Annotated in this window: 20 protein-coding genes; 15 read left to right on the forward strand and 5 right to left on the reverse strand. The window is 65.1% G+C overall.

Going from position 1 to position 26,936, the window contains the following annotated elements:
• Positions 1-12 precede the first annotated feature (12 nt).
• From AC3WQA_RS05070 to rapA, 12 genes are all read left to right on the forward strand, one after another.
• Positions 13-1,845: a class I SAM-dependent DNA methyltransferase gene (locus AC3WQA_RS05070; protein WP_492673996.1), complete on the forward strand. Its 1,833-nt coding sequence runs from the start codon at positions 13-15 to the stop codon at positions 1,843-1,845.
• Positions 1,845-3,005, forward strand: coding sequence for a restriction endonuclease subunit S domain-containing protein (locus AC3WQA_RS05075; protein WP_492673997.1), 1,161 nt, complete (start codon positions 1,845-1,847; stop codon positions 3,003-3,005). The genes AC3WQA_RS05070 and AC3WQA_RS05075 overlap by 1 nt, the downstream gene beginning before the upstream one ends.
• The gene (locus AC3WQA_RS05080) at positions 3,002-5,689 is read left to right on the forward strand and encodes an NERD domain-containing protein (RefSeq protein WP_492673998.1); all 2,688 of its coding nucleotides are present in this window, start codon (positions 3,002-3,004) and stop codon (positions 5,687-5,689) included. Before AC3WQA_RS05075 ends, AC3WQA_RS05080 begins: the two co-directional genes overlap by 4 nt.
• Complete coding sequence (locus tag AC3WQA_RS05085; protein ID WP_492673999.1) at positions 5,686-7,347, forward strand: tetratricopeptide repeat protein; 1,662 nt, start codon at positions 5,686-5,688, stop codon at positions 7,345-7,347. The genes AC3WQA_RS05080 and AC3WQA_RS05085 overlap by 4 nt, the downstream gene beginning before the upstream one ends.
• A 495-nt stretch (positions 7,348-7,842) precedes the next feature.
• On the forward strand, positions 7,843-8,598 hold the full coding sequence (locus tag AC3WQA_RS05090) for a M90 family metallopeptidase (protein WP_492674000.1): 756 nt from the start codon (positions 7,843-7,845) through the stop codon (positions 8,596-8,598).
• Positions 8,599-8,936: 338 nt separating this feature from the next.
• A complete protein-coding gene (gene pilV / locus AC3WQA_RS05095) occupies positions 8,937-9,470 on the forward strand; it encodes a type IV pilus modification protein PilV (protein ID WP_492674001.1) in 534 nt (177 codons plus the stop codon).
• Positions 9,470-10,825 (forward strand): PilW family protein, encoded by a 1,356-nt coding sequence (locus AC3WQA_RS05100; RefSeq protein WP_492676319.1) that lies wholly within the window; start codon positions 9,470-9,472, stop codon positions 10,823-10,825. Before pilV ends, AC3WQA_RS05100 begins: the two co-directional genes overlap by 1 nt.
• Positions 10,826-10,932: 107 nt before the next feature.
• The gene (locus AC3WQA_RS05105; protein WP_492674002.1) at positions 10,933-11,547 is read left to right on the forward strand and encodes a pilus assembly PilX family protein; all 615 of its coding nucleotides are present in this window, start codon (positions 10,933-10,935) and stop codon (positions 11,545-11,547) included.
• A gap of 15 nt (positions 11,548-11,562) precedes the next feature.
• A complete protein-coding gene (locus AC3WQA_RS05110) occupies positions 11,563-15,735 on the forward strand; it encodes a pilus assembly protein (RefSeq protein ID WP_492674003.1) in 4,173 nt (1,390 codons plus the stop codon).
• A 14-nt stretch (positions 15,736-15,749) separates the two neighbouring features.
• A complete protein-coding gene (locus AC3WQA_RS05115; RefSeq protein WP_492674004.1) occupies positions 15,750-16,169 on the forward strand; it encodes a type IV pilin protein in 420 nt (139 codons plus the stop codon).
• Positions 16,170-16,174: 5 nt separating this feature from the next.
• A complete protein-coding gene (locus AC3WQA_RS05120) occupies positions 16,175-16,750 on the forward strand; it encodes a GspH/FimT family pseudopilin (RefSeq protein ID WP_492674005.1) in 576 nt (191 codons plus the stop codon).
• An 80-nt stretch (positions 16,751-16,830) separates the two neighbouring features.
• Positions 16,831-19,677, forward strand: a complete 2,847-nt coding sequence (gene rapA, locus AC3WQA_RS05125; protein ID WP_492674006.1) for an RNA polymerase-associated protein RapA — start codon at positions 16,831-16,833, stop codon at positions 19,675-19,677.
• A gap of 108 nt (positions 19,678-19,785) precedes the next feature.
• Here rapA and AC3WQA_RS05130 read toward each other — a convergent pair whose 3' ends face one another.
• The 3 genes from AC3WQA_RS05130 to AC3WQA_RS05140 all read right to left on the reverse strand — a co-directional run bounded on the left by AC3WQA_RS05130 (position 19,786) and on the right by AC3WQA_RS05140 (position 22,325).
• Entirely contained in the window at positions 19,786-21,153 is a 1,368-nt protein-coding gene (locus AC3WQA_RS05130; RefSeq protein WP_492674007.1) for an amino acid permease, read from the reverse strand.
• Positions 21,154-21,184: 31 nt separating this feature from the next.
• Positions 21,185-21,829 carry a rhomboid family intramembrane serine protease gene (locus AC3WQA_RS05135; RefSeq protein WP_492674008.1) on the reverse strand — a complete coding sequence of 215 codons (645 nt, stop codon included), beginning with the start codon at positions 21,827-21,829 and terminating at the stop codon, positions 21,185-21,187.
• Positions 21,830-22,115: 286 nt separating this feature from the next.
• A complete protein-coding gene (locus AC3WQA_RS05140; RefSeq protein WP_077553745.1) occupies positions 22,116-22,325 on the reverse strand; it encodes a cold-shock protein in 210 nt (69 codons plus the stop codon).
• 252 nt (positions 22,326-22,577) lie between these two features.
• Between AC3WQA_RS05140 and AC3WQA_RS05145 the strand changes: the two genes are divergently transcribed.
• Positions 22,578-22,925 (forward strand): hypothetical protein, encoded by a 348-nt coding sequence (locus AC3WQA_RS05145; RefSeq protein WP_492674009.1) that lies wholly within the window; start codon positions 22,578-22,580, stop codon positions 22,923-22,925.
• A gap of 1 nt (position 22,926) precedes the next feature.
• Here AC3WQA_RS05145 and AC3WQA_RS05150 read toward each other — a convergent pair whose 3' ends face one another.
• Positions 22,927-24,183: a winged helix-turn-helix domain-containing protein gene (locus AC3WQA_RS05150; protein WP_492674010.1), complete on the reverse strand. Its 1,257-nt coding sequence runs from the start codon at positions 24,181-24,183 to the stop codon at positions 22,927-22,929.
• 141 nt (positions 24,184-24,324) lie between these two features.
• Here AC3WQA_RS05150 and AC3WQA_RS05155 point away from each other — a divergent pair, with 141 nt between their 5' ends.
• On the forward strand, positions 24,325-24,675 hold the full coding sequence (locus AC3WQA_RS05155) for a hypothetical protein (RefSeq protein ID WP_492674011.1): 351 nt from the start codon (positions 24,325-24,327) through the stop codon (positions 24,673-24,675).
• 69 nt (positions 24,676-24,744) lie between these two features.
• On the opposite strand, the gene AC3WQA_RS05160 is transcribed toward AC3WQA_RS05155, so the two are convergent.
• Positions 24,745-25,227 carry an FKBP-type peptidyl-prolyl cis-trans isomerase gene (locus AC3WQA_RS05160; RefSeq protein ID WP_492674012.1) on the reverse strand — a complete coding sequence of 161 codons (483 nt, stop codon included), beginning with the start codon at positions 25,225-25,227 and terminating at the stop codon, positions 24,745-24,747.
• Between the two features lie 120 nt (positions 25,228-25,347).
• Between AC3WQA_RS05160 and dacB the strand changes: the two genes are divergently transcribed.
• The gene (dacB, locus tag AC3WQA_RS05165; RefSeq protein ID WP_492674013.1) at positions 25,348-26,919 is read left to right on the forward strand and encodes a D-alanyl-D-alanine carboxypeptidase/D-alanyl-D-alanine endopeptidase; all 1,572 of its coding nucleotides are present in this window, start codon (positions 25,348-25,350) and stop codon (positions 26,917-26,919) included.
• The last annotated feature ends 17 nt before the right edge of the window (positions 26,920-26,936 follow it).

The raw sequence follows: 26,936 nt of genomic DNA on the forward strand, positions 1-26,936 counted from the left end.
GAACCGTATCCAATGGCCAAATCTGCCACCACGGGTGAGAAGAAGACCCGCGCGCCACGCAAAGCCAAGGCAACGCTCACCACCCGTGAAAACCTGTCGGCCCTGATCGGCAGCGCCCGCAAGATCCTGCGCAAGGACAAGGGCCTCAATGGCGACGTGGATCGTCTGCCCTTGCTCACCTGGGTGATGTTCCTCAAGTTTCTCGACGACCTTGAAGCGGTCCATGAGGAAGAAGCCGAACTCGACGGAAAGCGCTACCAGCCCATCATCGAAGCCCCTTACCGGTGGCGCGACTGGGCCGCTCGTGATGACGGCATCACTGGTGACGAACTGCTGACGTTCATCAGCCAGGAAGCAGCCATCCGTGTCGATGGCACGGTCGGCAAGGGCCTGTTTGCCTACTTGCGCGGCCTGGCTGGCGACGGAGAAAAAGGCAGCCAGCGCGAAGTCATCGCCAACGTGTTCAAGGGCGTGCAGAACCGCATGGTCAGCGGCTACCTGCTGCGCGACATCATCAACAAGATCAACGGCATTCACTTCAGCGCCAGCGAAGAAATCCACACCCTCTCGCACCTGTACGAGTCGATGCTGCGTGAAATGCGCGATGCCGCTGGCGATTCCGGCGAGTTCTACACGCCGCGCCCGGTGGTGCGCTTCATGGTGCAGGTCACCGACCCGCGCCTGGGTGAAACAGTGCTCGACCCGGCCTGTGGTACCGGCGGCTTTTTGGTCGAGGCGTATGACCACATCGCGCCGCAGGTCAGCACGCCCGACCAACGCCGGGTATTGCAGCAGGACACCCTGTTCGGTCAGGAGGCCAAGCCGCTGCCCTACATGCTGGTGCAGATGAATCTGCTGCTGCACGGCCTGGAGGCCCCGCAGATCGCCTACGGCAACACGCTTGAGCGCCGGGTCAACGAGATCGGCCACAGCGAGCGGGTGGACGTCATCCTCACTAATCCGCCCTTCGGCGGCGAGGAGGAGGCTGGCATCAAGGCCAACTTCCCGCCCAACATGCAGACGGCGGAAACGGCGCTGCTCTTCCTGCAATACATCATGCGCAAGCTGCGCGTGGCTGGTGCGCCCGTACCGGGTTGCAAGCCGGCTGGTCGCGGTGGCCGGGCCGCCGTGGTCGTGCCCAATGGCACCCTGTTTGGCGATGGCATCAGCGCCGTCATCAAGGAGGAGATGCTCAAGGAGTTCAAACTCCACACCATCGTGCGCCTGCCGCAGGGCGTGTTTGCGCCTTACACCGACATCCCGGCCAACCTGCTGTTCTTCGAACGTGGCGGCCCCACTGACACCATCTGGTACTACGAATTGCCGTTGCCCGAAGGTCGCAAGAAGTACAGCAAGACGGCGCCACTGCAGTTTGAGGAATTTGCCCCGGCCCTGGCGTGGTGGAACGCCCGCGAAGAAGGCCCCCAGGCCTGGAAGGTGGACTTTGCCGCCAAGCGCGCCGCTGCCGTCGAAGCGGCCACGCCGCTCTGGCAGCGGGCGGAAAGCGAACGCAATGCCGCCATCGCGCTGGGCAAGCCCATTCGGGAGTTGGAGCAGGCCATCCAGGCTGCTGCCAATGGCCAGAAGGCCGAGCTGCAAGACCGCCTGAAGGCACTCAAGAGTGAGCAACAGGCCCACGAACAGGCTGCCAAGTCTGCCCATGCTGAAGGCGATGCGCTGTACTGGCCCATTTACAACCTGGACATCAAAAACCCGAATGCCAAGGCAGGGCTGGAGCATGCCGATCCAAAAGACCTGATCGCCTCGATGCGCAGCCACGAGGCCGAAGTGATGCGGCTGTTGGGTGAGATTGAGGCCCTGGTGGGCGTTGAAGGCGGCGAATGATGGCGTGGCTCAAAATTGCCCTAGGCGAGTTGCTGCGGCGCTCCGACGAGACTGCGGTACTTGACCCAGAGGCTGAGTACCACGAGGTGACGATCAAGCTTTGGGGGAAAGGTGTCGTCAGTCGGGGCAAGGTTCGCGGCGGCGACGTCGTTTCGGTGCGCCGTTTCGTCCGCACCAACCAGCTGATCCTGTCCAAGATCGATGCGCGCAATGGCGCGATTGGCTTGGTTCCACCAGAACTTGACGGTGCCATCGTCAGTAATGACTTCCCTTCATTCGAGTTTCGCGACCTGGACCAGTGCGATGCGGCATTCATGGGCTGGCTGGTGCGGTCATCGCCCTTCGTGGAACTGTGCAAGGCTGCCAGTGAAGGCACAACCAACCGGGTACGCATCAAAGAAGATCGTTTTCTCGATCAGCAGATTGCGCTGCCGCCGCTGACCGAACAACAAGCCCTCGCTGACCGCCTCGACGCGCTTGCTGAGAAAACCCGGCAGGTTAAAGCGCATCTGGATGCCGTCGAGCGCGACGCCGAACATCTGCTGGCACTGCGTTTCCGCGATGCCATTGCCGACGTGCCCCCGCGACCCATGGCGGAGGTGGCACCACTTGTGCGTCGGGAACAGTCCATTGACCTGGATGGCAGCTATCCGGAACTCGGCATCCGCTCGTTCGGCAAGGGCACGTTCCACAAGCCGCCGCTTTCCGGCAGTGAGGTCGGCACCAAGCGCCTGTACCGCATCGAACCGGGAGACCTTTTGTTCTCTAATGTGTTCGCTTGGGAAGGCGCCATCGCTATCGCACAGCCAGAAGACGCGGGCCGCTTTGGCTCCCACCGCTTCATCACCTGCCACGCGAACGCTGAACTGACGACCGCTGAATTCTTGCGCTACTACTTCTTGACCGACGAGGGACTGCTCAAGATTGGCGATGCATCGCCCGGTGGTGCTGGCCGCAACAGGACCTTGGGCTTGGAAAAGTTGATGGCCATAGAGGTGCCTATACCCTCGCTCGCGGTACAGCAAACCTTCGACCGCCTTCAAGCCGAAGTCGCCGCCTTGAAGGCCAAACACACCACCATTCGTCAAGCCAACGCCGCACTGATCCCGGCGACGCTAGAGCGGGTGTTTGGCGTCGAACCCACCGGAGATCGCCAATGACCATCCTCGTTTATGGCGAGAAGGCCAGCCGCACCCACGAAAACCAGATGCTCCAGGTCTTTCTGGAGCGGCAGGAAGATCGCTGGGCAGACAGCTCCGACTGGATTGTTGCCGTTGCAAACGCAATGTGGAACGGCGCCGAGATCGACTTGGTCTGCATCCTGCCGTCCGCGATCATTGTGGCCGACTTCAAGAGTTATGGCGGCACACTGACCGGTACCGAGAACGGGCCTTGGCAAGCCGATGGCGTGATCGTCAAGGGCGGCCGAAAGGCCAACCCCTATCAGCAGTTGCGCGACAACAAGTTCTCCGTTCTGGATTGGCTGCAATCCAAGGCGCTGCTGTCCGGGCGCAACTTGGGTCATATTTCTGCTGGTGTCATCTTTTCAGGTGAGATCACGGATCAGTTGGAACTCCCATCCAAGGTTCGCTCCTGGTTCTACCCGACGGATTTGGCGCACTGTGCAGTCATGCTCGATGGCCTGTCCTCACCTGAGTTGAGGATTGCTCGCGACGAAGCGCTGGAGATCGTCCGCAGGCTGGGTGTTCAGCCGATTGAATGGACTTCCAGTCGTCCACAGGTTCGTGATATTAATTCGCGCCCAGATCAACCCCAAGCGCGTACCTCGCTGACCGGACATCAACGCGAGGCCTTGCAGACACTGTGCAGCTTCGTCGCTGCGGACGATTCTGTCAGTTTTTCAATTCTGGGCATGACTTCGACCGGCAAGAGCCGTTTGCTTGTCGAGGTAGCGGAGGTCGTTAAAAAGGCTGGAAAGCAGCCCATCGTGCTGCAACCTAACCGGCGCCTTGCCGATGGCGCCGAGGTGGAGTCCAACAGCATCTACGGGCATCTCTACACCGGTAGTGTGAACGGGGATGATGAACCGGAAAGCGAGGCCGAACAGAAGAAGCTCAAAGTCATCCCGTTGCGCGCCTGCGATGACGAGGCCGACTGCGTCTACCTTCTGGACGACGCCCACTTGCTGAGTAACTCCAGATTCTCGACCCCTGACGGCAAACAATATGGCAGCGGCCAGTTGTTGTCGGATTTCTTCGACTTCGCTGCGCTTGGCAAGGGGGCGCGGAAGGTCGTTTTCTTTGGTGATCCGTATCAGATTCAGCGCGGCGGCAGCGAGGGTGCCGTGCTTTCGGGTGACTTCCAGAACTCACGTGAACTGAAGCACCAATCGCTAGAGCTGACGCAACTGATCGACACCACAGGTGGTTCAGCCAAACTGGCCAACGCAGTCAAGCTGGTAACCGCCATCCGTGCCCAGAAATTTGCTGCCTTGGAATTGGAAACCGATGAAGGATTCAGGGTTCTCGATAAAAAGGATGCTGCCAATGAGATGGTGGATCATTTCCAGGCAGACCCAAGCTCAGTCTGGTATCTGGCCGAGACACATGGCCAGGCCAACGCATTGACCCAGTGGATTCGTGAGCGCTTGCACGGCAAGAAACTCCTGGACACGATGGAGGTGGGCGACCTGCTGGAGGTCTACGTGAGCCCTGATGTGCGCGATGCATTCGGCTCAAGGGTAGCCATGCAGTCCGGCGGGCGCCTGACCGTCGCGAGTGTCGGCAAACGATCCGTGTACCAACAAGGGTTGAGCTGGGTAAAGAGCGGCCCGGTCAAGTTCCATTCCCTCAGGTGTAGGGTCGATCGTCGCGATGAGATTGAGCTTGAGGTGTTCGAGGAGTTCTTGCGGGCAGAAAAGCCGGAGTTGGACAAAGAGACGGCGGTTGCCGAAAGCGTCTGGCGAAATGCCGCAAAGCGCGACAGAGAGAAAGCGTTCGGCGGCAAGCAGGCAGCGCTGCAGGGAATAGAGGTGCCGCCCCCGCCACCAGCCGCGCCAGATTTCACCTATGCCCGTTATGGATATGCATCCACGGTTCACCATGCCCAAGGCATGTCACAGCCGATTTGCTACGTGAATTGCGATCACGCCGCTGGCCGCCACTCGGAAGGATTCTTCCGTTGGTTGTACTCGGCAATCACTGTCGCCGAGCGTGAAGTGGTTTTGTTGAATTTCACGGATATCCACCCCTTCGACGCTGCTGTCTGGAAAGCAGGTGCTGTCAAGGTGGCTGCTGACATCTCAGTGGGTGCGGGTTGGGTGTTTCAGCCCAACGGAATCGCGTCCGAGAGAGATCAGCAGCGCAGCTTGCCCGAGGGGCTCGACCAATCGAAAGATGTTCTCAAGTCTGTCGCCATCTGGCTTCGTGTCGTCAACGCTGCAGAGCGGTTTGGCTGGCGAGTCGTAAAAGCGGCCTGTCACCCCTACCAAGAGCAGTATGACCTTTCTGATCCACAGGGCGAACACTGCCAGCTGCGGATCGCCTACAACGGGAAAAATGTCGTCACGGCCATGCACGTGAAGGAACCCGAGCACTGGGGTTTGCTTTCTGACGTTGCCTTTGAATGCCTCTCGACGAACGACTATTCACCTGAGGCTACCGCCTTGCTCCGTTCTACACGGTCGCGCTTGGGTCAAATTGGCTGGAAGGTCGTGTCCGCCACTGAGACTTCGTATCGCTTGGCCGTAACGGTCGCTCGTAGCCAAGATGAGCGAGTCGGTCTTGAGATCAACTTCGACAAGCAGGGGCTCGTTTCCAGCTTGCGCCCGGTGCATGCCAGCAATATTGACCTACTTGAAGAAATCAAGGGGGCTTTTCTGTGAATTCAGATGACGTTCGTACGCTGCGCAAGGCTGGGCGACTTCAAGAGGCCTTGGATACGGCGAGACAAATCCTGACTAACAACCCTGGGGATTTCAAAACCAAATCTGAATATGAGTGGGTCATCTTTGACTGCATCAAAATCATCGTCGCTAATATGGTCGCTGAGATGGCGAAGAGTCGGCCAATAAATACGCGCGACGTGGACGATTTGATGGGCTGGATGGACGAGTACCATTCATTGGAGCCAAGCATTCCTGGGATGGCTTGTTCTAACATTCTGGGGCAACTGGTGAAGGTTGGATCGAATCTTCCAAAGTTTCCTGGAATCATTCGTTGGGCGGGCATCGAAGGGCTAAGGGACGAAGATTGGCAACCACGCCAATACCAAGGTAAGACTTACTCTTCTTTGGCGATGAATATCGCACGCACCTTGTGCAAATGGGTCAAGGCGCATCCGGAAGCTAGTCAGAAACAGATGGCATTGGCACTGGATTGGGCCGAGCGAGTCGGGAAGGCAACTAAGGATGATGATTCCCTCTGGCTCCACTGGGATATGGCCATTCTCTTGCGTCAGATGGGAGATTTCCACCGCGCGGCAGAACTTCTGGCCAGCGTCATAAAGACTAAACGCAACGAATTTTGGGTGTGGGCTGAAGCAGGCAGGTTGTATCAATCCGAGCAGCCTGAATTGGCGTTGGCTTGCTTCTGCAGGGCTTTGGAATGTCCAGCCGAACCCAAGTTCCTGGTCCGGGCGCATCGTGAACTTGCCGAACTTCTGGTGGAGCAGGAGGAGTACGCACAAGCGAGTCGTGAGGTCGCGATGACCATCGATATCCGTCAAGCGGAAGGGTGGCCTATTGGTCGCGAAATGGAGGCTCTGATCTCCAGTCCTTGGTATGACCCTGCTGCAGAGGGGGCCGAACCACCCAGGGACTTTTATGGGAAGCATTCCCCTGCCGCGCTGTCACTTTGTTTCGATATCGTGGAAACCAGGGCAGCAAACTACCTCGGCCTCCTTGTTCCACACATGCCAAAGGATCCTCGTCCTGGTTGGAAGCCGAAGCCACTGTCTCGGTTTGCAATCAAGGACTCCAATGGCCATGCGTGGAGCCTTGTTGGTCCGGCCATGAAGAAACTGAAGTTTGAAGTTGGAACGCCGTTAACGGTTGTTATTGGTCGGCAGAACGGAGATGACCGGCAAACGATCGTTCATGTTTCGATTCGGGAGGATGGCAAGCGATGGGATTCTGTGGATTCAGGCGTTGGTGTAATCACGCGTGAGGCAGCCGCCGACAAGTCAGCAAAAGTTCTTATCGTGGACACCGGCGAAGAGGTAAAAGTCGATGAATCCTCAGAGAACTCCCTGCGCATTGGTGATGGCGTTCGGTGCAGCTTCGCGCGTAACCCAAAGAACAATCGAATGGATGTGTTCAACGTGGAGCGGCAAGAATTGCCCGGAAAAGACGTCAGACGGTTCAATGGACAACTACGTCGTAATCCGAAGGGTTTTGGCTTCGTAGAGGATGCTTTTGCTCCCCCTCACATTGTCGAATCTATTGACCCGAGTATTGACGAGGTGGTCGCCCTGGCTGTTTATGCCAAAAATCCAACAAAGGGTGAATATGGCTGGCGGGTCATTGAGATGAACGCTGCCTAAATGCATTTTTTTATTTCATGAGTTTTCTCGAATGCGCGATGAATCCGTTATCCCTCGTGTACCCGCTGCAACCCGCCCAAGTGCTCATAAGCTCGAGAGGCTAGTTGGCACGTGGTCAACCGTCCGCCACCAAAGTTCAAAGGCCAACGGCTCGCCGTTGGCCTTTTTTCTTCCTGATTAGCAATGAAGCTCAGCCGTCGACACCTCGCCGCCCGCCCTGAGCGCAGGCCCGCAGGGCCGAAGTCGAAGGATGGCCGCGTGCATGCGCTTCGACTTCGCTTGCTGTCGCAAGCTACGCTCAGCGCGAACGGTTTTTCAGCTGCGCCTTGCCGCTAATCAGGTTTTTCTTTGCCGATGCCAGCGCGGATCGCGCGACCAGGCATCGCGCGGCCTGCCGCCACCGGCTTGTCACGCGGAGCCGCCGGACAACCGCCAGCGCCTTGAGAATGCCCGCATCGACCCGATGCTCTTGGCTTCCCCATCGCGCACGTGGCCATGTTCGACAACTTCAGAAACTGGCGCGAGCGGCGCATCGTTGCCCACCACCCGATCGCCGAGCCGCTCTGGCGCCACGCACTGCGGCACTGCGCCCCGGCGCAGCGGCTGGGCGCCTCCGACCTGGCCGCGCTGCGCGTGCTGGTGACGCTGTTCCTGCAACGCAAGTCGCTGGAACCGGTCAAGGACACCGTGCTGGGCGACGCCGACCGCGTGCTGCTCGCCACCCATGCCTGCCTGCCTATCCTGAAACTCGGCCTGGCCTGGTACGACAGCTGGCACAGCGTGATCGTGTATCCGGACTCCTTCGTACCGCGCCGCACCCGCACCGATGCCGCCGGAGTGCAACACGCAACGCACATCGCGATGGCGGGCGAAGCCTGGCAGCATGGGCCGGTGATTTTGTCGTGGGCGGATGTATGGCCAGCCGCGCCAGCTCCCGGGCGCAACGTGATCATCCACGAAATGGCGCACAAGCTCGACATGCGCAACGGCGACGCCGACGGCTGCCCACCGCTGCATCGACACATGGATCGCCGGGCGTGGTCGCGCGCCTTTGCCGGCGCGTGGGAGCGCCTGCAGGAGGATCAGCGCAGCGGCATCCCGTTGCCACTGGACGCCTATGCCCTCGAAAGCCCAGCCGAGTTCTTCGCGGTGGCCAGCGAACAGTTCTTCGAGGCGCCGGCCAACTTGCGCCAACACCTGCCGGAGGTCTACCGGCAACTCGAACGGTTCTATCGCCAGCATCCGTTTTGACGGCGCCGGGTTTCCAGCCATGCCGAACATCGCACCCCCGGTCACCCGCGCCGACCTGCATCACGCAGCGGGAGGCGACCACTGTCGTGCATGACACGGCGACGGGCAGGCGTGGACGGAACACGTGACGTGGCGCACGTTTGCCGCACCACGCCCGCCGATACGGCCGCTTGCGCCGATCGACGGTGTAGATTTCCCGACCAGCGGCACCCGCACCAGCGGTCGCTCCGCGCATAATCCGAGCCGTCTATCCTGGCAGCGCGCGGCGCATGGGCAGGCTCCATCGCCGCCCACACGTCATTCGACGACTGCCATTCGCACAAGTATCCGGGGGAACCATGCACAAGCGATCACCTCAGCGCGGCGTCTCGCTCATCGAGGTGCTGGTGGCCGTGATGATCTTCAGCATCGGTCTGGTCGGTCTGGCCGGCCTGCTCATCATGGCCACACACTCCAACCAGGCGGCCTACCTGCGCACCCAGGCCACCTTCATGGCCCACAACATGGCCGATCGCATGGGCGCCAACCCGGTCGCCGTGTGGGATGGCAGTTACAACAGCTCGGTTTACCCTGTCGCCACCAGCGTCACCACGGCCTGCGACAGCACCTCGCCGTGCACGCCCGACGACGTGGCCGCGCACGACATGCAGATGTGGAGCACCCAGCTCGCCGCCTTCCTGCCCAACCCCAAGGCCAAAATCAACTGCAGTGCCACCAATGCCGGCTTTACCCCCAGCACCTCGCAATACGGCATGCGCCCACCCTATGGAGGCACCTGCATCATGACCATCCAATGGGTCGAGCGCGGTGCCGGCGACACCGCGCACAGCACCGCCGCCCCGCAAACCTTCGCCTGGGAGTTCCAACCGTGATGCCACGCTACCCGCGCCGCGCCGGCATGGCCGGTCTCTCGCTGATCGAGCTCATGATCGCCATGGTGCTCGGCCTGCTGGTTGCCGCCGGCATCATCAGCGTGTTCATCTCCACCTCCAGCAGCAACAAGGTGCAATCCCAGCTCGCCGAGTTGCAGGAAACCGGGCGTTTCGCCATCAGCCGCATGCACAGCGACCTGGCCATGGCCAACGGGCTCTACTGCACCAACAACGGCGGCATTGCCAAGCCACAGGCCGCCAGCAGCGGCACCTATCTGGACAATCTGCGCTCCCCCGTGGTGTACGCCAAGTCGCTGACCGACGGCATGTACGACGTCACCACCCCCATGGGCGGTTCCAGCGGCGGCAACAGCTACCCGGCCGTGCCCGCCGCCAAGTACACCTTCCCCTCCTTCCTCGCCATGCGCGGCTACGACTGCAGCACAACGGCCTGCACCCCGGTAGATCCGAACGCCAACATCACCGCGATTCCCATCATGGGCACCGCTCTCAACAACCGTGTTCCCGGTACCGATGTGCTCACGATCCGCTACATCAACCCCGGGCGCGGCTGGCTGATCGGCGCTGGCCACAGCACCATCACCGGCACCAGTGCGGGCCTGCTCTCCAGCATCACGCTGAATCCCGATACCGCCACCGGCGAGCCGCCAGCCAGCGATTTCAAGAACGGCGACCTCGCCATGCTCGCGAACTGTGTCAACGCGCAGATTTTCGCGGCCGACGTTGCTGGCGGGGTTATCAGCCCCAACGCCGCCAACAACTTCTCCGCGCCGGCGATACAGCTACCGCCCTCCGCGCCGCGTGTCTACGACTTCAACCGCGATTTCCAGACCGTCACCTATTACCTGCAACTGGTCAGCATCAACAACAATGGTGCGGCGCCGTTCACCGGCGCCCTGATGCGGCGCGTCAACGGCGGCGATACCGCCCACGGCGGCTCCGTGGACGAAATCGCGCGTGGCATCGAGCGACTGGATTTTCTCTACGGTGTGGAAGGCTCCGATGGCCGCACCCGCTTCCTGACCGCCGCCCAGGTGGATGCCAGCACCAGCGCCGACTGCCCGCCCTCGGCGCCCACGCCGCTGTCGGCCACCGATCCCGGCTGTCTGTGGCGCTCGGTCAAGAGCATCGAAGTCAGCCTGCTGGTGGACGGCCTGAACCCGCTCTACACCCTGACCAGCAACGACCTCGCCTACGTCTACAGCGTGGATGGCAGCAACGCGGCCCAGGCGCCCTCCGCACATGCCATCAAGCCCACCGCGCAGGGCTTCGTCAACCCGCTGCTGCGCCGTCAATTCACCGCGTTGGTCGCGATGCGCAACTACAACCCGTGAGGCGCGAAACCACCATGCACGCTTTCAGCCACCAACACAGCTGCCACTTGTCTGATGCGGTGGGCCGCCGCACACGATTCGCCCCGTCGCGGCACCAACGCGGCGCCGTGCTGATCGTGGCGCTGATCTTCCTGTTGCTGCTTACCATCCTCGCCCTCAGCGCCACCGGGCGCTCGCTGCTGCAGGAGCGCATGGCCGGCGGCCTGCGCAACGCACAGCAGGCGCAGATGAGCGCGCAAACCGCCTTGCGCGGCGCCGAATGGAAACTATGGATGAACACCACCAACCTGGCCGCTACACCGTTGGTTTGCGGCAGCGGCGTACTGGCCGATTGCCACCGGTACAACCTGGGCAATAGCGCCGACTACGGCAACGGCGGTATCGTCACCAATTTCCGCCATGGCCAGGGCTGGATCACCGCCGGCGCCACGGCCTATACCGGCCCCTCCGGCAGCGTGGACTACACCGCCGCCAACAGCAGCGCCTTTGGCACCGCCGCCGCCACCGCCCAACTGGCCAACAACCCGGTCTATATGATCGAGGATCTCGGCGTGGATCAGCCAGATGGCCCACACGAAAGTGGCGACACCGGCGCCGCTGGATGCGACAACCAAGCGCCCCCGTGCAAGCGCCACAGCTACCGCATTACCGCCCGCGCCACCGGCGGCAACCCCAACACAGTTCGCGTGCTGGAAAGCACGTTCGAAGCCGAAGGCAACTGAGCCGGAGCCCTGGTCATGATCCGTCGACAACTACTGACGCGCACCCGCGCCGCCGCGCCTGTCCTGCTGCTGACCCTGGTTGGCGGCCTCGGCGCCGCCATCCCCGTACGGGCGGTGCCCAATGCGCTGCCGCCCGTTGCTTCCCTGGCTACCGCTTCCACCAGCACCGCACTGGCCACGGCAAGCACGGCCGCGCTCGCCGGCACGGTGCAGTTGAGCACCACCCCACCCAACCAGACCCAGTCGGTGCCGCCAAACATCGCCGTCACCTTCGACGATTCCGGCTCGATGGCGTGGGATTTCATGGGCGACAACGCTCCGTTCAACAGCACCAACTGGCTGAGCGGGCCATGGATGTGCGCCGCCATCATCAACCCTGGCGCCAGCTCGGGCATCCTGGCCCACGTGATGAACGGTGTGTACTACAACCCCAATGTCACCTACGCGCCACCCGTCAACGCCGATGGCACGTCCTTCCCCAACGCCGACGCCACGCTGAAGGCCGTGTGGAACGACGGCATCGCCTGGAATCGCCCGCTGAATTCGGACACCAGTGCTGGCACCACGAATTTCACCAACCAGGTAAGCCGTCGCAGAACACAGTACTGGCAGTGCCAGTACGACTCTGGCAACTACTACACCCTGGGCCAGAGCGGCAACCAATACGGTTCATCCAGCCCGGTCAGCGGCGGCGGCCCGTACTACTACAAGTACACGGGTTCGACCATCGCCGTGGATACCTACGGCAACCCGACATCCACCGGCTTGTCGAACCTCTACAACACCGGCAACTGGACGGCGGTCGCCGTACCTTCCAGCCAATACCAAAACTGGGCCAACTGGTGGGCCTACTACCACACCCGCAACCAAATGGCGCGCACCGCCCTGTCGCGCGTGTTCGGCTCCAGCAGCTTGGGCAGCGCGATCAACGACCCTGGCATGTGGGACGACGGCGGCTTCGGCAGTGCCGTGCGCGTGGCTTGGCAGAACCTTTACAACGGCTATGCAGGCATCAACGACCAGTTCGTGCTGCAAGATTCGACGCTCATCAGCAGCCTGGTCGACACCACACCCAGCAGTTGCAAGAGCAGCCAGCCAACGCTTGGCTCGCAGTCGTTGCAATCGGGCACCATCAAAACGCCGCCGTCCTGCTACCGCAGCGATTTCTTCAACTGGATCTTCCAGGTACCGGCCCAATCCGGCACGCCTACCCGCAGCGCCACCGCGCGCGCAGGTGATTTCTTCACCCGCGGTAATGGCAACACTGGCAGCAGCGGCGATCTGCACGACCCCTACTGGCAACCGCCGCAAACCGGCAGCGGCGATGGTCACGAGCTGTCCTGCCGCCAGAACTATCACATGCTGATCACCGACGGCCTGTGGAATGGCAACAGTGACGGCCCCCTTTACGGAAACCTGACCCTGCCCGCATCCGGGCTCGTCCTGCCCGACGGCGTGGTCATGCCCAGCCCCGCCAGCGCCGGCGTCACCTCCATCTACAAGCCAGTGCACGACGGCGGCGATACGGGTTACGCCTCGCTCTCCGACATCGCTTTCCATTACTGGGCCACCGACCTGCGCAGCGACCTCTACAGGCCTGCCGCCGGCGACATCGTCTCGCCTTACCTGCCCGACCAGAGCACCAGCATCTTCAACCTCACCAGCACCACCAGCTCCAGCGTCAAGAGCACGCAAATCAACCCGGAGGTCTACTTCAACCCCAAGAACGACCCCGCCACCTGGCCGCACATGGCCGACTACATGATCGGCCTGGGCGTCAGCGGCAACCTGAATTTCTCCGACGACACCGATTGCAGCGGCGGCACCAGCGGCAACACCAACGACGCCTGCTTGCTGCGCCAGGGCGTCAGGAACTCCCTTGGCAGCATTGGCTGGCCCACGCCCAACGGCAACGGCAACGGCATTGCCGCCAACATCGACGACACCTGGCACGCCGGCCTGGCCGGTCGCGGCCAGTTCTTCAGCGCCGGCAACCCGCAGGATCTGGTCGACCAGCTCAGCAAGATCCTTACCAGCATCAGCGCACGCAACGGGCCGCCGGCAACCGCCGCATTGAACACCAGCGTGCTGGTGCCCGGCGCGCTGGCTTTCACCACCGGCTACAACCCCGCCGACTGGAGCGGCACCCTGCAGGCGGTGAAGGCCAATGCCGACGGCACGGTGGACAGCACGGTGCAGTGGGATGCCGCCAGCAAGCTGACCAACAGCACCATCACCGCGCCCTCCTCGCGGCAAATCCTCAGCGCCAAGATAAATACCGACGGCAGCGTGACCGGCATCGCCTTCGAGCCCAGCAGCACGTTCGATACCGCCGCCCAGACGGCCATGATGCTGCCGGCGCCCACGGATACGACCAACGACACCTTTGCCAACCGCGTCAGCTATCTGCGCGGCGTGCGCACCATGGAAACCTCCAGTGTGATGCGCAAGCGTGACAGTCTGCTCGGCGCCATCATCGACTCGCATGCCATCTACGTGGCCTACCCCGCCAGCGGTTACGTGGACAACTGGCCCGCCAGCTCGCCCGAAGCCACGGCGGCAGCTTCCGGCAACACCAACGACACCGGTAGCTACGCGCAGTTCGTGCAAAACCATATCAGCCGCAAGCCGGTGATCTACGTGGGCGCCAATGACGGCATGCTGCACGCCTTCGACGCCTCGGTCACCCAGTCCGGCACGCCACCGGTGGTCGTGCCCACCAGCACGGCCGGACGCGAAGTGTTCGCCTATGTGCCGCGCGCCGTGTACGGCAACCTCGGCAACCTCACCAGCAAGAACTTCAACTTCCTGCCCACGGTGGACGGCACCCCGGTGACGCGCGACGTATATTTCGACGCGGCCACCAGCTCCCCGGTGACGACCACCGCGGGTTGGCACACCCTGTTGGTGGGCAACCTGCGCAATGGCGGCCGCGGCGTCTATGCCCTGGACGTCACCGACCCGACGACCGTCACCGAAACCAACGCCGGCAGCAAGGTGCTATGGGAATTCAGCAGCGACACCCCCAAGCCGACCTCGGGCTGCTACAGCAATAGCGGCAGCTGTGACCCGGCCGATCTCGGCTTCACCTACGGCCAACCCAACATCGGCCGCCTTGCCAACGGCAAGTGGGTGGTCTTGGTGCCCGGCGGCTACTTCCCCAACTGCACCAAGGTCTCCTACAACACCGGCAACTGCCCCACCCCGGCCGGCGCCCCTACTGGCGGCAGCCCGGCAGTGGCCTTCAGCTCGCTGTTTGTGCTGGATGCCCAGACCGGTGCCCTGATCGCCGAGCTCAAGACACCTACCAACATCTCGGGCGTCACCAGCTACGGCTTGGGCTCTCCGGTGCTGGGCGATTACAACAACGACCAGATCGACGACGCCGCCTACGCCGGCGATCTGGCCGGCAACCTGTGGCGCTACGATCTCACCTCCAGCTCAACCTCGGGATGGACGGTGTCGCTGGCCTTCAAGCCAGCCACGCAAGGATCGCAGCCCATCACGGTGATGCCGCGCCTGTTCCCCGACCCGGCGACCAATCGTTTCATCATCGTCTTCGGCACCGGCAAGTATCTCGGCGCCAACGACAACACCGGCACCGGTGTGCCCACCCAGGCCATCTACGGCATCCGCGACGAGGTGAACAGCAGTGGCGGCACGGTCACGATCAACGGCACCAGCAACCTGCAGGCGCAAACGCTGGCCGAGGCCACGATCGGAAGCAATGTCTTGCGCGGCAGCACCAACAATACGGTAAGCGCCTCGCAGGATGGCTGGTACATCCCGCTGAACCTGTCCAGCTCGCCAGGTGAGCGCGTGGTGGTCACCCCGGGTGCCTTGTTCGACTCCAACCGGGTGGTGATTACCACGCTGATTCCGGCCAGCAACGACCCCTGCACCGCCACGATCACCGGCGCCATCATGGTGTTCAACGCGGCCAACGGCGGTTCCGATGGCGGTCTCAGTGACCCGGCCAATCCGGCATGGACGGGCAGCAGCGCCTTCCGTGTCGTGGGTGCCAAGGTGAGCAACCCCCCCACCAGCGGCACGGTGCCAGTGGCCGCGGCGGTCGGTGGCGGCGCCCGGTTCATCCCGGGTCCGCCGCTCGTCGGTGGCGGCTCGCTGAAGATCGACGATGCCGTGTGGCGCCGCCGTTCGTGGGGCGCACTGGACAACGACCAATGAACAGGAATACCGCCATGACCCAAGCCCGCGGTTTCACCTTGATCGAAATCATGGTGGTGGTCGCCATCGTCGCCATCCTGGCGGCCATCGCCGTGCCCAGTTACAACCGCTACACCTTCCGCTCGCGACGCGTGGACGGCAAGAACCTCTTGCTGAGCGTGGCCAATGCGCAGGAGCGTTATTACGCCACCTACAACCGCTACGGCTCGCTCACCGCCATCGGCTTCACCAACCCCGCACCATCGGGCAACGGCTACTACAACGTGACCGTGGCCATACCAGCCGGCAGCAGTTCGCAGTCCTATATCGCCACGGCCCAACCGCAAAACACGCAGTCGACGGATGCGTGCGGCGCAATGACGGTGAACAGTGCCGGCGTGAAAACGCCCTTGCCGGCATCGACGGCATCCAACGCCAACGGCAGTTGCTGGTGACCCGCATGACTCGCCAACCGAAGGCCTCGCATGGTTTCACCCTGGTCGAATTGATGGTGACCGTGACGATCATGGCGATCCTCACCATGATCGCCCTGCCGAGCTACCGCGACACCATCCGCCGCAACCAGGTCAACTCCGCCAGCAATGCACTGCTGGCAAGCCTCAACTACGCCCGCGCCGAAGCCATCACGCGCGCCCAGATCGTCACCCTGTGCCCCAGTGCGACCGCCGCGGGTTGCACCAGCGGCGGCACGGCATGGGAGAACGGCTGGATGGTCTACACCTACCCGGCGGGCGCCGCGTCCAGCAACGCCGCCTACGCCACCGGCAACGTGCAGCTACGCAGCACCACCGCGCAGGGCAACGTGTCGATCTGGGCTGGCCAGGCGACCTACCCTAGCTATGGCATGCAAGGGCAGCTCAAGCCGTCCACCACCCTGCGCTACATCACCTGTTTCCGCGACAGCGGTGGCACGGTAAGCAGCACCAGCGCCGTGCCGGGGGTCGAACTGGACGTACGCAGTTCGGGCAGTATCATCAGCAAGACGATCGCCTCGGGCGGTTCCTGCAGCAGCTGACCGGGTCGCGCCCTTTCGCTGGGCTTTGACGCCGCAAACGCGGATAATTGGCGACCTTTTTCCGTCCAAGCCGCCGCTCAATGTTCGTACCTGGTCAACGCTGGATTTCCACCGCCGAACCCGAGCTTGGCCTCGGTACCGTGCTGCGCATCGAAGGGCGCGGCGTGCAGGTGCTGTTCGCCAAGGCCGGCGTGCTGCGACCCTACGCGACGGACTCCGCGCCGCTGGTACGCGCGGAGTTCCGCCCCGGCCAGCGCGTGGCGGGCAAGGGCATCGCGTTCCTGGTGGAGCGGGTGGAGATCCAGGACGAGCTCATCATCTACCGCGGCGAGGGCCGCGAGTTGCACGAGGGCCAGCTCGACGACGAGCAGAGCGTGAGCCAGGCCGACGACCGCCTGATCGGCGGGCGCACCGACCCGGTTCCGCAATTCGAGCTGCGCATGGACGGGCTCTCCCGCCGCGCCGCGGCGCGTCGTTCGCCGATGTGGGGGCTGGGCGCCGCGCGCATCGGCCTGGTGCCGCACCAGTTGCGCGTGGCCGGCATCGCCGCCGCGCGCCGCCCCCCGCGCGTGCTGCTGGCCGACGAGGTGGGCCTGGGCAAGACCATCGAGGCAGGCATGATCCTCGCCCGCCAGCTCGCCACCGGCCGCGCCTCGCGCGTGCTGCTGCTGTTGCCCGACACCCTGGTCTACCAGTGGTTCGTGGAACTGCTGCGCCGCTTCAACCTCAACTTCGCGATCTACGACGAGGAGCGCTGCGAATCGCTGGCGCTGGCCGACGACGACCAACAGGCCAATCCGTTCGAGGACGAACAGCTGGTGATCGCCGACTTCGCCTTCCTCGAAGCCAGCCCCAAGCGCGCGCAGCAGCTGCAGGACGCCAGCTGGGATCTGCTGGTGGTGGACGAGGCGCATCACCTCGCATGGACGCCCGAAGCCGCCAGCCCGCGCTACGCCCTGGTGGAACGGCTCGCCGCCAGGACCCCCGGCGTGATCCTGCTCACCGCCACGCCCGAGCAACTGGGGCGCAAGGGCCACTTCGCCCGCCTGCGCCTGCTCGACCCGCAGCGCTACCACGATCTGGACGCCTATCTGGCCGAGGCCGATGGCTTCCAGCCGCTGTCGCGCATCGCCGACAAACTGCTGGAAGGCCAACCGCTGGAGGCCACCCAGCACGACGCGCTGCGCCGCGCGCTGGCCGGCGACGCCGCGCTCGAGGCGGCCCTGCTCGACCCCACCAAGCCGGCGCACGCGCAAGCCATCCTCGCCGCGCTGATCGACCGCCACGGCACCGGCCGCGCCATGTTCCGCAACCGCCGCGCCGGCATTGGCGGGTTTCCCCGGCGCCTGCCGCAATGGCACCTGCTGCCGGCCGACCGCATCGACGAGGCTGCGCGCCAGGCGCTCCTGGTGGAATTCCACGCCGACATCCAGCAGCCGCCACCCGCCCTGGCGCCCGACTACGCCGGCGATCCGCGCCTCGCCGCGCTGCTTGCCCTGCTGGACGAACACCCGCAGGACAAGTTCCTGCTGATCTGTCGCAGCCAGGCCAAGGTGCTGGCGCTGGAGGAAGCCCTGCGCACGCGCACCGGCGCCGGCATCGCCCGCTTCCACGAAGGCTTAGGGATAGTGCAGCGCGACCGCAACGCGGCCTACTTCGCGCAGAAGGACGGCGCGCGCCTGCTGCTGTGCTCGGAAATCGGCTCGGAAGGCCGCAACTTCCAGTTCGCCCATCGCCTCGTGCTGTGGGACTTGCCGCTCGATCCCGACCTGCTCGAACAGCGCATCGGCCGCCTCGACCGCATCGGCCAGGCGCACGACATCCATATCCACATCCTCGTCGTGGCCGACAGCGCCCAGCACGTGCTGGCACGCTGGTACGACGACGGCGTGGACGCCTTCCGCATGAGCCCGGCCGACGGCCGCGAGCTGCTGCGCCGCTACGGCGAGATGCTCGCCTCGCTGGCCGACCAGCACGCGCGCGGCGACGACGGCCGCGACCAGGAGCTGGACGTCCTCATCGCCGAAACCCGCGCCTCGCACGAGGCCATGGCCGCCGTCATCCGCGACGGCCGCGACCGCCTGCTGGAGCTGGCCGCCAGCCGCGACCCGCACGCCGAGGAGCTGGAACGCGCCTTCCGTCGCGACGACGAGGACCCGGCCCGCGACGCCTTCGTGCAGCGCCTGCTGGAAAACTTCGGCATCCACGCCGAGGAGCTCGGCGGCAAGGTGCTGCTGCTCGACCCGCAATACCTTTCCACCGATGCCCTGCCCGGCTTCGCCGATGGCCCGGTGTCGGCCACCTGCAGCCGCGAGGTGGCGCTGGCGCGCGAGGACCTGCCACTGCTGCGGCTGGATCACCCGATGATCGCCGGCGCGCTCGACCTCGCGCTCTCCGGCGAGCAAGGCAACGCCGCCTTCATGGTGGACGATGCCCTGCCGCCACGCAGCGCCCTGCTGCAGGCGGTGTTCGTGCTCGAATGCGTGGCCGACCGCGCGCTCGATGCCGACCGTTTCCTGCCCGCCCTGCCGCTCATCGCCACCGTGGACACCAGGCTCGTCGAGCGCGCGGATTTCCAGCCCAGCGAAATCGCGTTGCGCCGCGCCACCGACCGCAACATCGAGGTGCCGCGCTACCGCAAGTTCCTCGCCAAACTGGTGCCGCCGATGCTGGAGAAGGCCGAGGCCATCGTGCGCACGCGCGCCCAGGCCAGCATCGACGACGCCGTGGCCGAAGCCACCACCGCACTGGACGCGGAGCTGTCGCGCCTCACCGCGTTGCACGCGGTGAACCCCTCGATCAGCGCCGCCGAGCTCGCCAGCCTCACCGCCGAACGCATCGCCCTGCTCACCGCCCTGCCGGCCTCACGGCTGCGGCTGGACGCGGTGCGCTTCGTGGTCAGCGCGGATTTCCTCGCGCTGCGCTGAGCGCCGGTGAAAAAATCGCCCGTCTGCGGCAGCCTCGAACCCCGACAAGGGTAGGAGCCCGCTGGCGGGCGATGGCCTGTCGCGAAAAGCCAGCGGACCGCAGGGGAGCTACGCGCCGCCCGCCGTCAACTCCGCACGCATGCGTCGCTCGATGCCGCAGCCGTAGTAACCGGCGATCAACAGCGCGAGCCAAGCCACGCCCACGTAGATCGCCACGCGGGTGTCGGGGCTCCACCACAACATCACCCACACGAAGCCGAGGAAGGCCAGGCACACGACGCTGGACAGCGGCCACACGCGCAGGCGGAAGCGCAGCGGCTGCGCCTGCCGGCGGCGGAAGCTCCAGTGCGCCACCAGCACCATGCCCCAGGTCCACACCGTGTTGAAGGCGAGAATGGACATCATCATGCCGAAGATGCGCCCCGGCACCAGGTAGTTCATCAGCACGCCGAACAGCAGGAAGGCCATGGTCACCACGACGCCGCGCACCGGCACGCCATGCGTGCTGGTCTTGCCCAGTGCCGCCGGCGCCTGGCCCTTGCTGGCGAGGCTGTGCAGCATGCGGCTGCCGCTGAAGGTGGTGGAGTTGAAGCTCGACAGCGCCGCGGTGATGACCACGAAGTTGATGAGCCCGGCCGCGCCGGGAATGCCCAGGCGGTCGAAGGTGGTGACGAAGGGGCTGCTGTTCGCGTCCAGCGCGTTCCACGGATAGATCGCCATGATGACGAACAGCGAGCCGATGTAGAAAATCAGGATGCGCCAGATCACCGAGTTCACCGCGCGCGGGATAGTGCGCTCGGGCTGCGCGGCTTCGGCCGCGGCCATGCCGATCGTCTCGATGCCGCCGAAGGAGAACACCAGCACCGGCAGCGCCAGCACCATGCCGGTGACGCCATGCGGGAACCAGCCGCCGTGCGTCCACAGGTTGGAAAGCCCCACCGGATGCCCGCCGTTGCCCCAGCCCAGCCAGATCATCGCCAAGCCACCGAGGATCATCGCCACCACGGTGAGCACCTTGATGAGCGAGAACCAGAACTCCAGCTCGCCGTACACCTTCACCGCGAGCAGGTTCAGTCCGCCGATCATCGAGACGCTGGCGAAGGCCCAGATCCATTGCGGCGTACCGGGAAACCACGCCTTCATGTAGATGCCCACCGCCGTGCTCTCGGCGATGCCCACGCCCATCATCAGGATCCAGTAGTTCCAGCCGGTGAGATAGCCGGCCAGCGGACCGAGGTACTGATGCGCGTAGGCGCCGAAGGAGCCGGCCACCGGTTCGTGCGCGGCCATCTCACCCAGCGCGCGCATGATGATGAAGATCATCGCGCCGCCGAACACGTAGGCGATGAGCACCGACGGCCCGGCCAGCTTGATCGTGCTGGCCGAGCCCAGGAACAGGCCCGCGCCGATGCACATGCCCAGCGCCATGAAGGTGATGTGGCGCGGCGTCAGGCGGCGCTGCAGGTCGTGGCTCATGGGTTCCCCGGATGGATGGATGCGGCGCCGTTCAGCGCAGCAGTCGACGCTTCGGCTTGAGCGGGAGGCGCCCGCGCCAATACTGGATCATGACATAGCCGCCCACCATGCCGCCCAGGTGCGCGAAGTGCGCCACGCCGGCCTGCGTGCCGGTGACGCCGAGCACCAGCTCCACCACTGCGTAGCCGGTCACGAACAGCCACGCCGGCAGCGGTATCGGCAGGAAGATCAGGAACATCTTCTCGCGCGGGTACAGCATGCCGAAGGCCAGCAGCAGGCCGAACAGCGCACCCGAGGCGCCGAGGGTGGGATAGAAGCCGTGGGTGAAATATTTCACCACCACCAGCTGCGCCAGCGCCGCCACGATGGCGCAGACGACGTAGTAGATCGCGTAGTTGCGCGCGCCGAAGCTGCGCTCGATCACGCCGCCGAACATCCACAGGCCGAACATGTTGAAGGCGATGTGCTCGTAACCGCCGTGCAGGAAGGCATAGGTGACGAGCTGCCACGGCTCGAAGCCGGCCACGTCCGCATACGGCGACGGCCCCAGCGGCCACAGGGCGAAGTAGCGGGTCAGCGCCGCCGTGCGGTCATCGTGCAACCACAGCTGCAGGAGGAACGCCAGCACGTTGGCGATCAGCAGATAACGGGTGACGGGGGGAACCTTGCTCGGCATAGCTCGATCCACCTGACCGGCGAAAAGAAGACCTGATTAGCCGAAGCTCAGCCAACATTTCACCGTTCGCCCTGAGCGCAGGCCCGTAGGGCCGCACGCGGGGAGTGTCCATGGATGGCCTCGGCCTTGAGGAGCGAGGAAGTCGAAGGGTGATTGTCCGCGCGGCACTTCGACTCCGCTTGCTGCCGCAAGCTACGCTCAGTGCGAACGGTTTTTCAGCTGCGCATTGTCGCTAACCAAGAAAGAAGAAACCGGGCGCGAGGCCCGGTTCCGGTGATGCGACGGCTCAGGCCGGGGTGACTTCGTCGGCCTGCAGGCCCTTCTGGCCCTGCACCACCTTGAAGCTCACCTGCTGGCCTTCCTGCAGGCTCTTGAAGCCGCTGCCGGCAATCGCACGGAAGTGCACGAACACATCCGGGCCATTGTCGCGGGCGATGAAACCAAAGCCCTTGGCGTCGTTGAACCACTTGACGGTACCGATCTGACGATCAGACATGAAACTGCTCCACTTGGGTAGGAAAGAGACTCGACCCTCGCCACGGGCGATGGCCGGCTTACTGGCGTGCATAGGAAAACTACCCGGGGTGAACAGATGTCGCAGATCGCGGATCGGCTGCATCGGGTCACCGGCACTTGGCGACCCCGGCAAACTCAGCCCAAGCATGATAACGGGCGCGAGCCAACCGGCGCGAGTGCCGCGAGCGGCTATCATTCAGGCTTCCCGGCCGGCTGTTTCGAGGTGATCCGCGTGAACCCACGCCTGCTCTGCACGACTTGCGCCGCGCTGATCCTGGCCGGCTGCGCCACCACGCGCCCCTCTCCACCACCCGCTGCCATTCCGGTGGTCACCGGCGTATCGAGCTGCGACGCTTATCTGGCCAGCTACCAGGCCTGCCACCGCGCGGCAGGCATCTTCCCCGCCGACCAGTTGCCCGCGCACTACCAGGCCATGCACGACAGCCTGCTGGCCGCCGCGCACGACCCGCAGGCCAAGCCCTATCTCGACGCGCGTTGCCACGTCCTCGACAGCCAGCTGCAGGCCAGCCTGCAGGGCCGCCCTTGCACGACGCCCGCCACCGCGCCGGCGCGCCACTGATTCAATCGCCGGCCGCCTTCCACGCGGCGCGCAAGGCCGGCCCCAGCGCTGCCGGCCGGCAGCGCCCCAGCCGAAGTTGCGGCGTGCCGTGCCAGCGCGCGGTGCGCGCGATCACCGCCGCCACGGCGGTCACCAGCACCGGGGTGACATCTACGTCCGGTTCCAGATACAACGCCTTGACCTCGAACACGCCCTCGGCGCGATGCGCCTTGGCGTCCAACCGCCCCACCAGCGCACCGCGATGCAGGATGGGCAGCACGTAATAGCCATAGCGTCGTTTCGGCGCCGGTGTGTAGCACTCGATGCGGTAGTCGAAACCGAACAGCGCCAGCGCGCGCGCCCGATCCCACACCAGCGGATCGAACGGTGACAGCAGCGCGGTGCGCGTGGCGCGCAAGCGGCCGCTGCGCGCACGCGCCAGTGCCTCGGCGTGCGCGGGGTGCACGTAGGCCGGTGCATCCCAGCCCGCCACTTCGACCGCCAGCAACTCGCCCGCCGCCACCAGCGGCGCCAACTCGCGTGCCGTCACGGCGGGCTTCAGGCGAAAATAGTCGGCGATCCAGCGCGCCTGCGCGATACCCAGCGCCTGCACGCTGTCGAGGATGAAGCCGCGACGCAGCGCATCGGCGTCCAGCGCGGACGGCGCGAAGGGCGGTGTCAGCCGCGTCAGCACGCGCTCGGCCACCTCGTAGACGCGCTGAAAGCGCTCGCGCCGCAGCACCATCAGTTCGCCCAGCGCGAACCAGGCCTCCAGCCAGCGCTTCTCCGGCTTCCACTCCCACCAACCCGAAGCACCACGGTCGGCGCGCGGGAAATCCGCCGCGCGCACCGGGCCGTGTTCGCGGATGCGCGCCAGCAGCGCCTCCATCGCCTGCCGATGCTCGCGCAACATGCGCGCGGCATGCCGGTGCGCCCAGTGCCCGCCGCGCTCCCGCCAGGCGCGGTGCAGCGCGATGTCGCGCGCCGCCACGAAGCAGGCCTCGTGCGCCCAGCACTCGGCGAGGCGCCCGGCGGCCAGCGCTTCGTCCAGCCAGGCCATCGGATAGTCGCCGAGGCGCGCATGCAGCACCAGGTACGGGCTGCGCGCCACCACGTGGATGCTGTCGATCTGCAGCAGGCGCATGCGTTCGATGGTCGCCACCACGTCGGCGCACCGCGCGCGCCGACGTGGCACCGTCAGCAGGCCCTGCGCATGCAATTGCAGGGCACGTGCCTGCGCCAGCGCCAACGGGCGAGGATTCGCTGAAGCGCGGCTCAACGGGTGGCCGCCTTCACGACGGATGCACGGTGATATTGCGTCGCCATTTAGGCAGCCCTTGCTAGCGTGGAACGCGGCATTCGCCGGCCTCCCCGCCATGGCCGGCGAACCACCCCCGCATTCTGACATGGAGCAAGCACCATGAAAGTCCGCACTCCGCTGCTTACCGCCCTCGCCGCCGCGTCGTTGCTCTGCGCCGGCGCCGGCATCGCCCAGACCACGACGCCGACGCCGACGCCGACGCCAATGCCAATGCCGGCCACGCCGCCAGCCACGCCGCCGCCCATCGTGACCGTGCGCAGCGTGCAGCCCACCGCGCCGCACATCGCGCCGCCACCTGCGTTCAAGCAACTCTCCGGCGGCAGCCGCTGGATCACTCCGGCGCAGGCCGCCGCCTACCCACCGCTGGCCAACGATTTCCTCCACGCCAGCCACGGCGCGCCGCGCCTGAGCCAGGCGCAATACGCAAGCTGGGTCAAGACGCTCGACTGAACGGCGTCCTCCAACGCAACGAGCCCGGCATCGGCCGGGCTCGTTGCGTATCGGTGATCGTGTCCGTGCTCAGTGGTGATGGCCGCCCGCGCCATGCACATGGCCGTGCTCCAGTTCCTCGGCGCTGGCTTCGCGCACCTCGGTCACCTCGATGGCGAAATGCAGCGCCTTGCCAGCCAGCGGGTGATTGCCGTCGATGTGCACCACGTCGTTCTCGACCTTGGTGACGGTGACATTGAACACACCCTGCGGCCCGTGGCCCTGGAACTGCATGCCCGGCTGGATGTCGGCCACGCCCTGGAAGGCCTCGCGCGGCACCTGCTGCACCAACTCGGCCTGGAACTCGCCGTAGCCTTCGGCCGGCGCCACGTGGGCATCGAACTTGTCGCCCACCACGCGGCCTTCCATCTGCTTCTCCAGCCCCGGCACGATCTGGCCCTGGCCATGCAGGTAGGTCAGCGGCTCGCGCCCGGCGGAGCTGTCGACGACCTGGCCGGCGTCGTCGGTGAGGGTGTAGTGGAAGGCAACGGCGGTATTGGCGGCGATCTGCATGGCGGGGTTCCGGCAAGGGTGAATCCACCGGCATCGCGCCGGCACGGGTCGGCGAGTGTAGCCGATCACCGGCCCCGCCCGCCCCGCTGCCGGCCCGCGCGATTGCGCAATACTGCCGCGATGAAACGCCTCGCCCTGCTGTTCGCCCTGTGCTTGCCCGTTGCCGCCGTGGCGACGGCCATGTCGCCGCAAACCGCCACGCTGGCCAGCCGCATCGACGCGGTGATCGATCAGCCACGCTACGCCCACGCCGACTGGGGCATCGCCGTGCTGTCGCTGGACAACGGGCGCACGCTGTACGCCCACCGCGCCGACAAGCTGGCCCAGCCTGCCTCCACCGCCAAGCTGTTCACCGCCGCGCTGACGCTGGCCACGCTGGGTGCGGACGCGCGCATCCCCACCCGGTTGGTGTCGGCGGCGCCGCTGCGCCACGGCCGTCTGGACGGCCCGCTGCTGCTCTACGGCATGGGCGATCCCACCCTGGGCACGCCGCAAGCCAACCCCGACTGGGCGGACGATCTGGCTGCGCAACTGGCCACGCACGGCATCCACGCCATCCGCGGCGACCTGATCGCCGACGCCAGCTATTTCAGCGGCCCGCAGCTCGGCAGCGGCTGGGAGGCCAGCGATCTGCTGGGCTGGTTCGCCGCGCCGGCCTCCGCGCTCAGCGTGCACGAGAACATCGTGGCGCTGACAGTGACGCCCGCCGCCGAGGCCGCTGCGCCGGCACGGCTGGACTTCGCGCCGGCCATCGCCGCGCCGCCGCTGCAAGGCCGCCTGCTCACCACCGCCGCCGGCACCGCCGAGGAGGTCAATTTCTATCGCGCCCCGGGCGAAGCCACGTTGCACGCCTTCGGTGGCCTCGCCCTCGACACGCCGGCGCATACCTACCGGCTGGCCATCCCCGATCCAGCCCGACAGGCCGGCACGGAGCTGCGCGAGGCACTCGCGCGCCACCACGTCCGCCTGCAGGGACGCTTGCGTGTGCTCGCCTGGCCGCAGGACGATGCGGCGCTGCTCGACCACGCCCGCACGCTGGCCGAAGTGCGCTCACCCACGACGGCGCAGATCCTCACCCAGGGACTGAAGCGCTCGCAGAACCTGTACCTGCAGAATCTGCTCAAGATCGCCGGCGTCCACGCCCAGGCCGCGGCTACCGGCGAGGCCGGCGCGCCGGCGGGCTTTCCGGGCAGCGAGGCCTGGGGCCTGCACGCCCTGCACCTGCTGCTCGAGCGCATCGGCATCGCGCCCGCCACGGTGCAACTGGAGGAAGGCACCGGCCTGGCACGCGGCGATCTGGTCACGCCCACCGCGCTGGTGCAACTGCTGCGCTACCTTGCCGCACAACCCGACGGCGCGGCGGTACGCGCCATGCTGCCCGTCGCCGGCGTGGATGGCACGCTGGCATGGCGCCTGCGCGAGGCACCCACGGCCGACAAGGTGCAGGCCAAGACCGGCAGCATGCGGCATGTGCACAGCCTTGCCGGCTACCTCACCCGCGCCGATGGCGAACAGCTGGCGTTCGCCATCATGCTGAACAACACCGTGCATGAGGAAGGCGAGCCGCCCGCCACGCGCGACATCGACGCCATCGTGGGCCTGCTGGCGACATGGCGCGAACACGAAAAACCGTCAGCGCCCGTCAGAAATCCAGACGCTGTCGCGAGGGCGGCGTCGGGCGCGCCGCCGTGAATCCATCACTGGCGCGG

This window comes from Rhodanobacter sp. FW106-PBR-R2A-2-24, assembly GCF_058789615.1.

Coding starts and splice junctions, on each gene's coding strand:
- AC3WQA_RS05070 (WP_492673996.1), top strand. CDS start 13: ATGGCCAAATCTGCCACCACGGGTGAGAAGAAGACCCGCGCGCCACGC.
- AC3WQA_RS05075 (WP_492673997.1), top strand. CDS start 1,845: ATGGCGTGGCTCAAAATTGCCCTAGGCGAGTTGCTGCGGCGCTCCGAC.
- AC3WQA_RS05080 (WP_492673998.1), top strand. CDS start 3,002: ATGACCATCCTCGTTTATGGCGAGAAGGCCAGCCGCACCCACGAAAAC.
- AC3WQA_RS05090 (WP_492674000.1), top strand. CDS start 7,843: ATGTTCGACAACTTCAGAAACTGGCGCGAGCGGCGCATCGTTGCCCAC.
- pilV (WP_492674001.1), top strand. CDS start 8,937: ATGCACAAGCGATCACCTCAGCGCGGCGTCTCGCTCATCGAGGTGCTG.
- AC3WQA_RS05100 (WP_492676319.1), top strand. CDS start 9,470: ATGCCACGCTACCCGCGCCGCGCCGGCATGGCCGGTCTCTCGCTGATC.
- AC3WQA_RS05110 (WP_492674003.1), top strand. CDS start 11,563: ATGATCCGTCGACAACTACTGACGCGCACCCGCGCCGCCGCGCCTGTC.
- AC3WQA_RS05115 (WP_492674004.1), top strand. CDS start 15,750: ATGACCCAAGCCCGCGGTTTCACCTTGATCGAAATCATGGTGGTGGTC.
- AC3WQA_RS05120 (WP_492674005.1), top strand. CDS start 16,175: ATGACTCGCCAACCGAAGGCCTCGCATGGTTTCACCCTGGTCGAATTG.
- rapA (WP_492674006.1), top strand. CDS start 16,831: ATGTTCGTACCTGGTCAACGCTGGATTTCCACCGCCGAACCCGAGCTT.
- AC3WQA_RS05130 (WP_492674007.1), bottom strand. CDS start 21,153: ATGAGCCACGACCTGCAGCGCCGCCTGACGCCGCGCCACATCACCTTC.
- AC3WQA_RS05135 (WP_492674008.1), bottom strand. CDS start 21,829: ATGCCGAGCAAGGTTCCCCCCGTCACCCGTTATCTGCTGATCGCCAAC.
- AC3WQA_RS05140 (WP_077553745.1), bottom strand. CDS start 22,325: ATGTCTGATCGTCAGATCGGTACCGTCAAGTGGTTCAACGACGCCAAG.
- AC3WQA_RS05155 (WP_492674011.1), top strand. CDS start 24,325: ATGAAAGTCCGCACTCCGCTGCTTACCGCCCTCGCCGCCGCGTCGTTG.
- AC3WQA_RS05160 (WP_492674012.1), bottom strand. CDS start 25,227: ATGCAGATCGCCGCCAATACCGCCGTTGCCTTCCACTACACCCTCACC.
- dacB (WP_492674013.1), top strand. CDS start 25,348: ATGAAACGCCTCGCCCTGCTGTTCGCCCTGTGCTTGCCCGTTGCCGCC.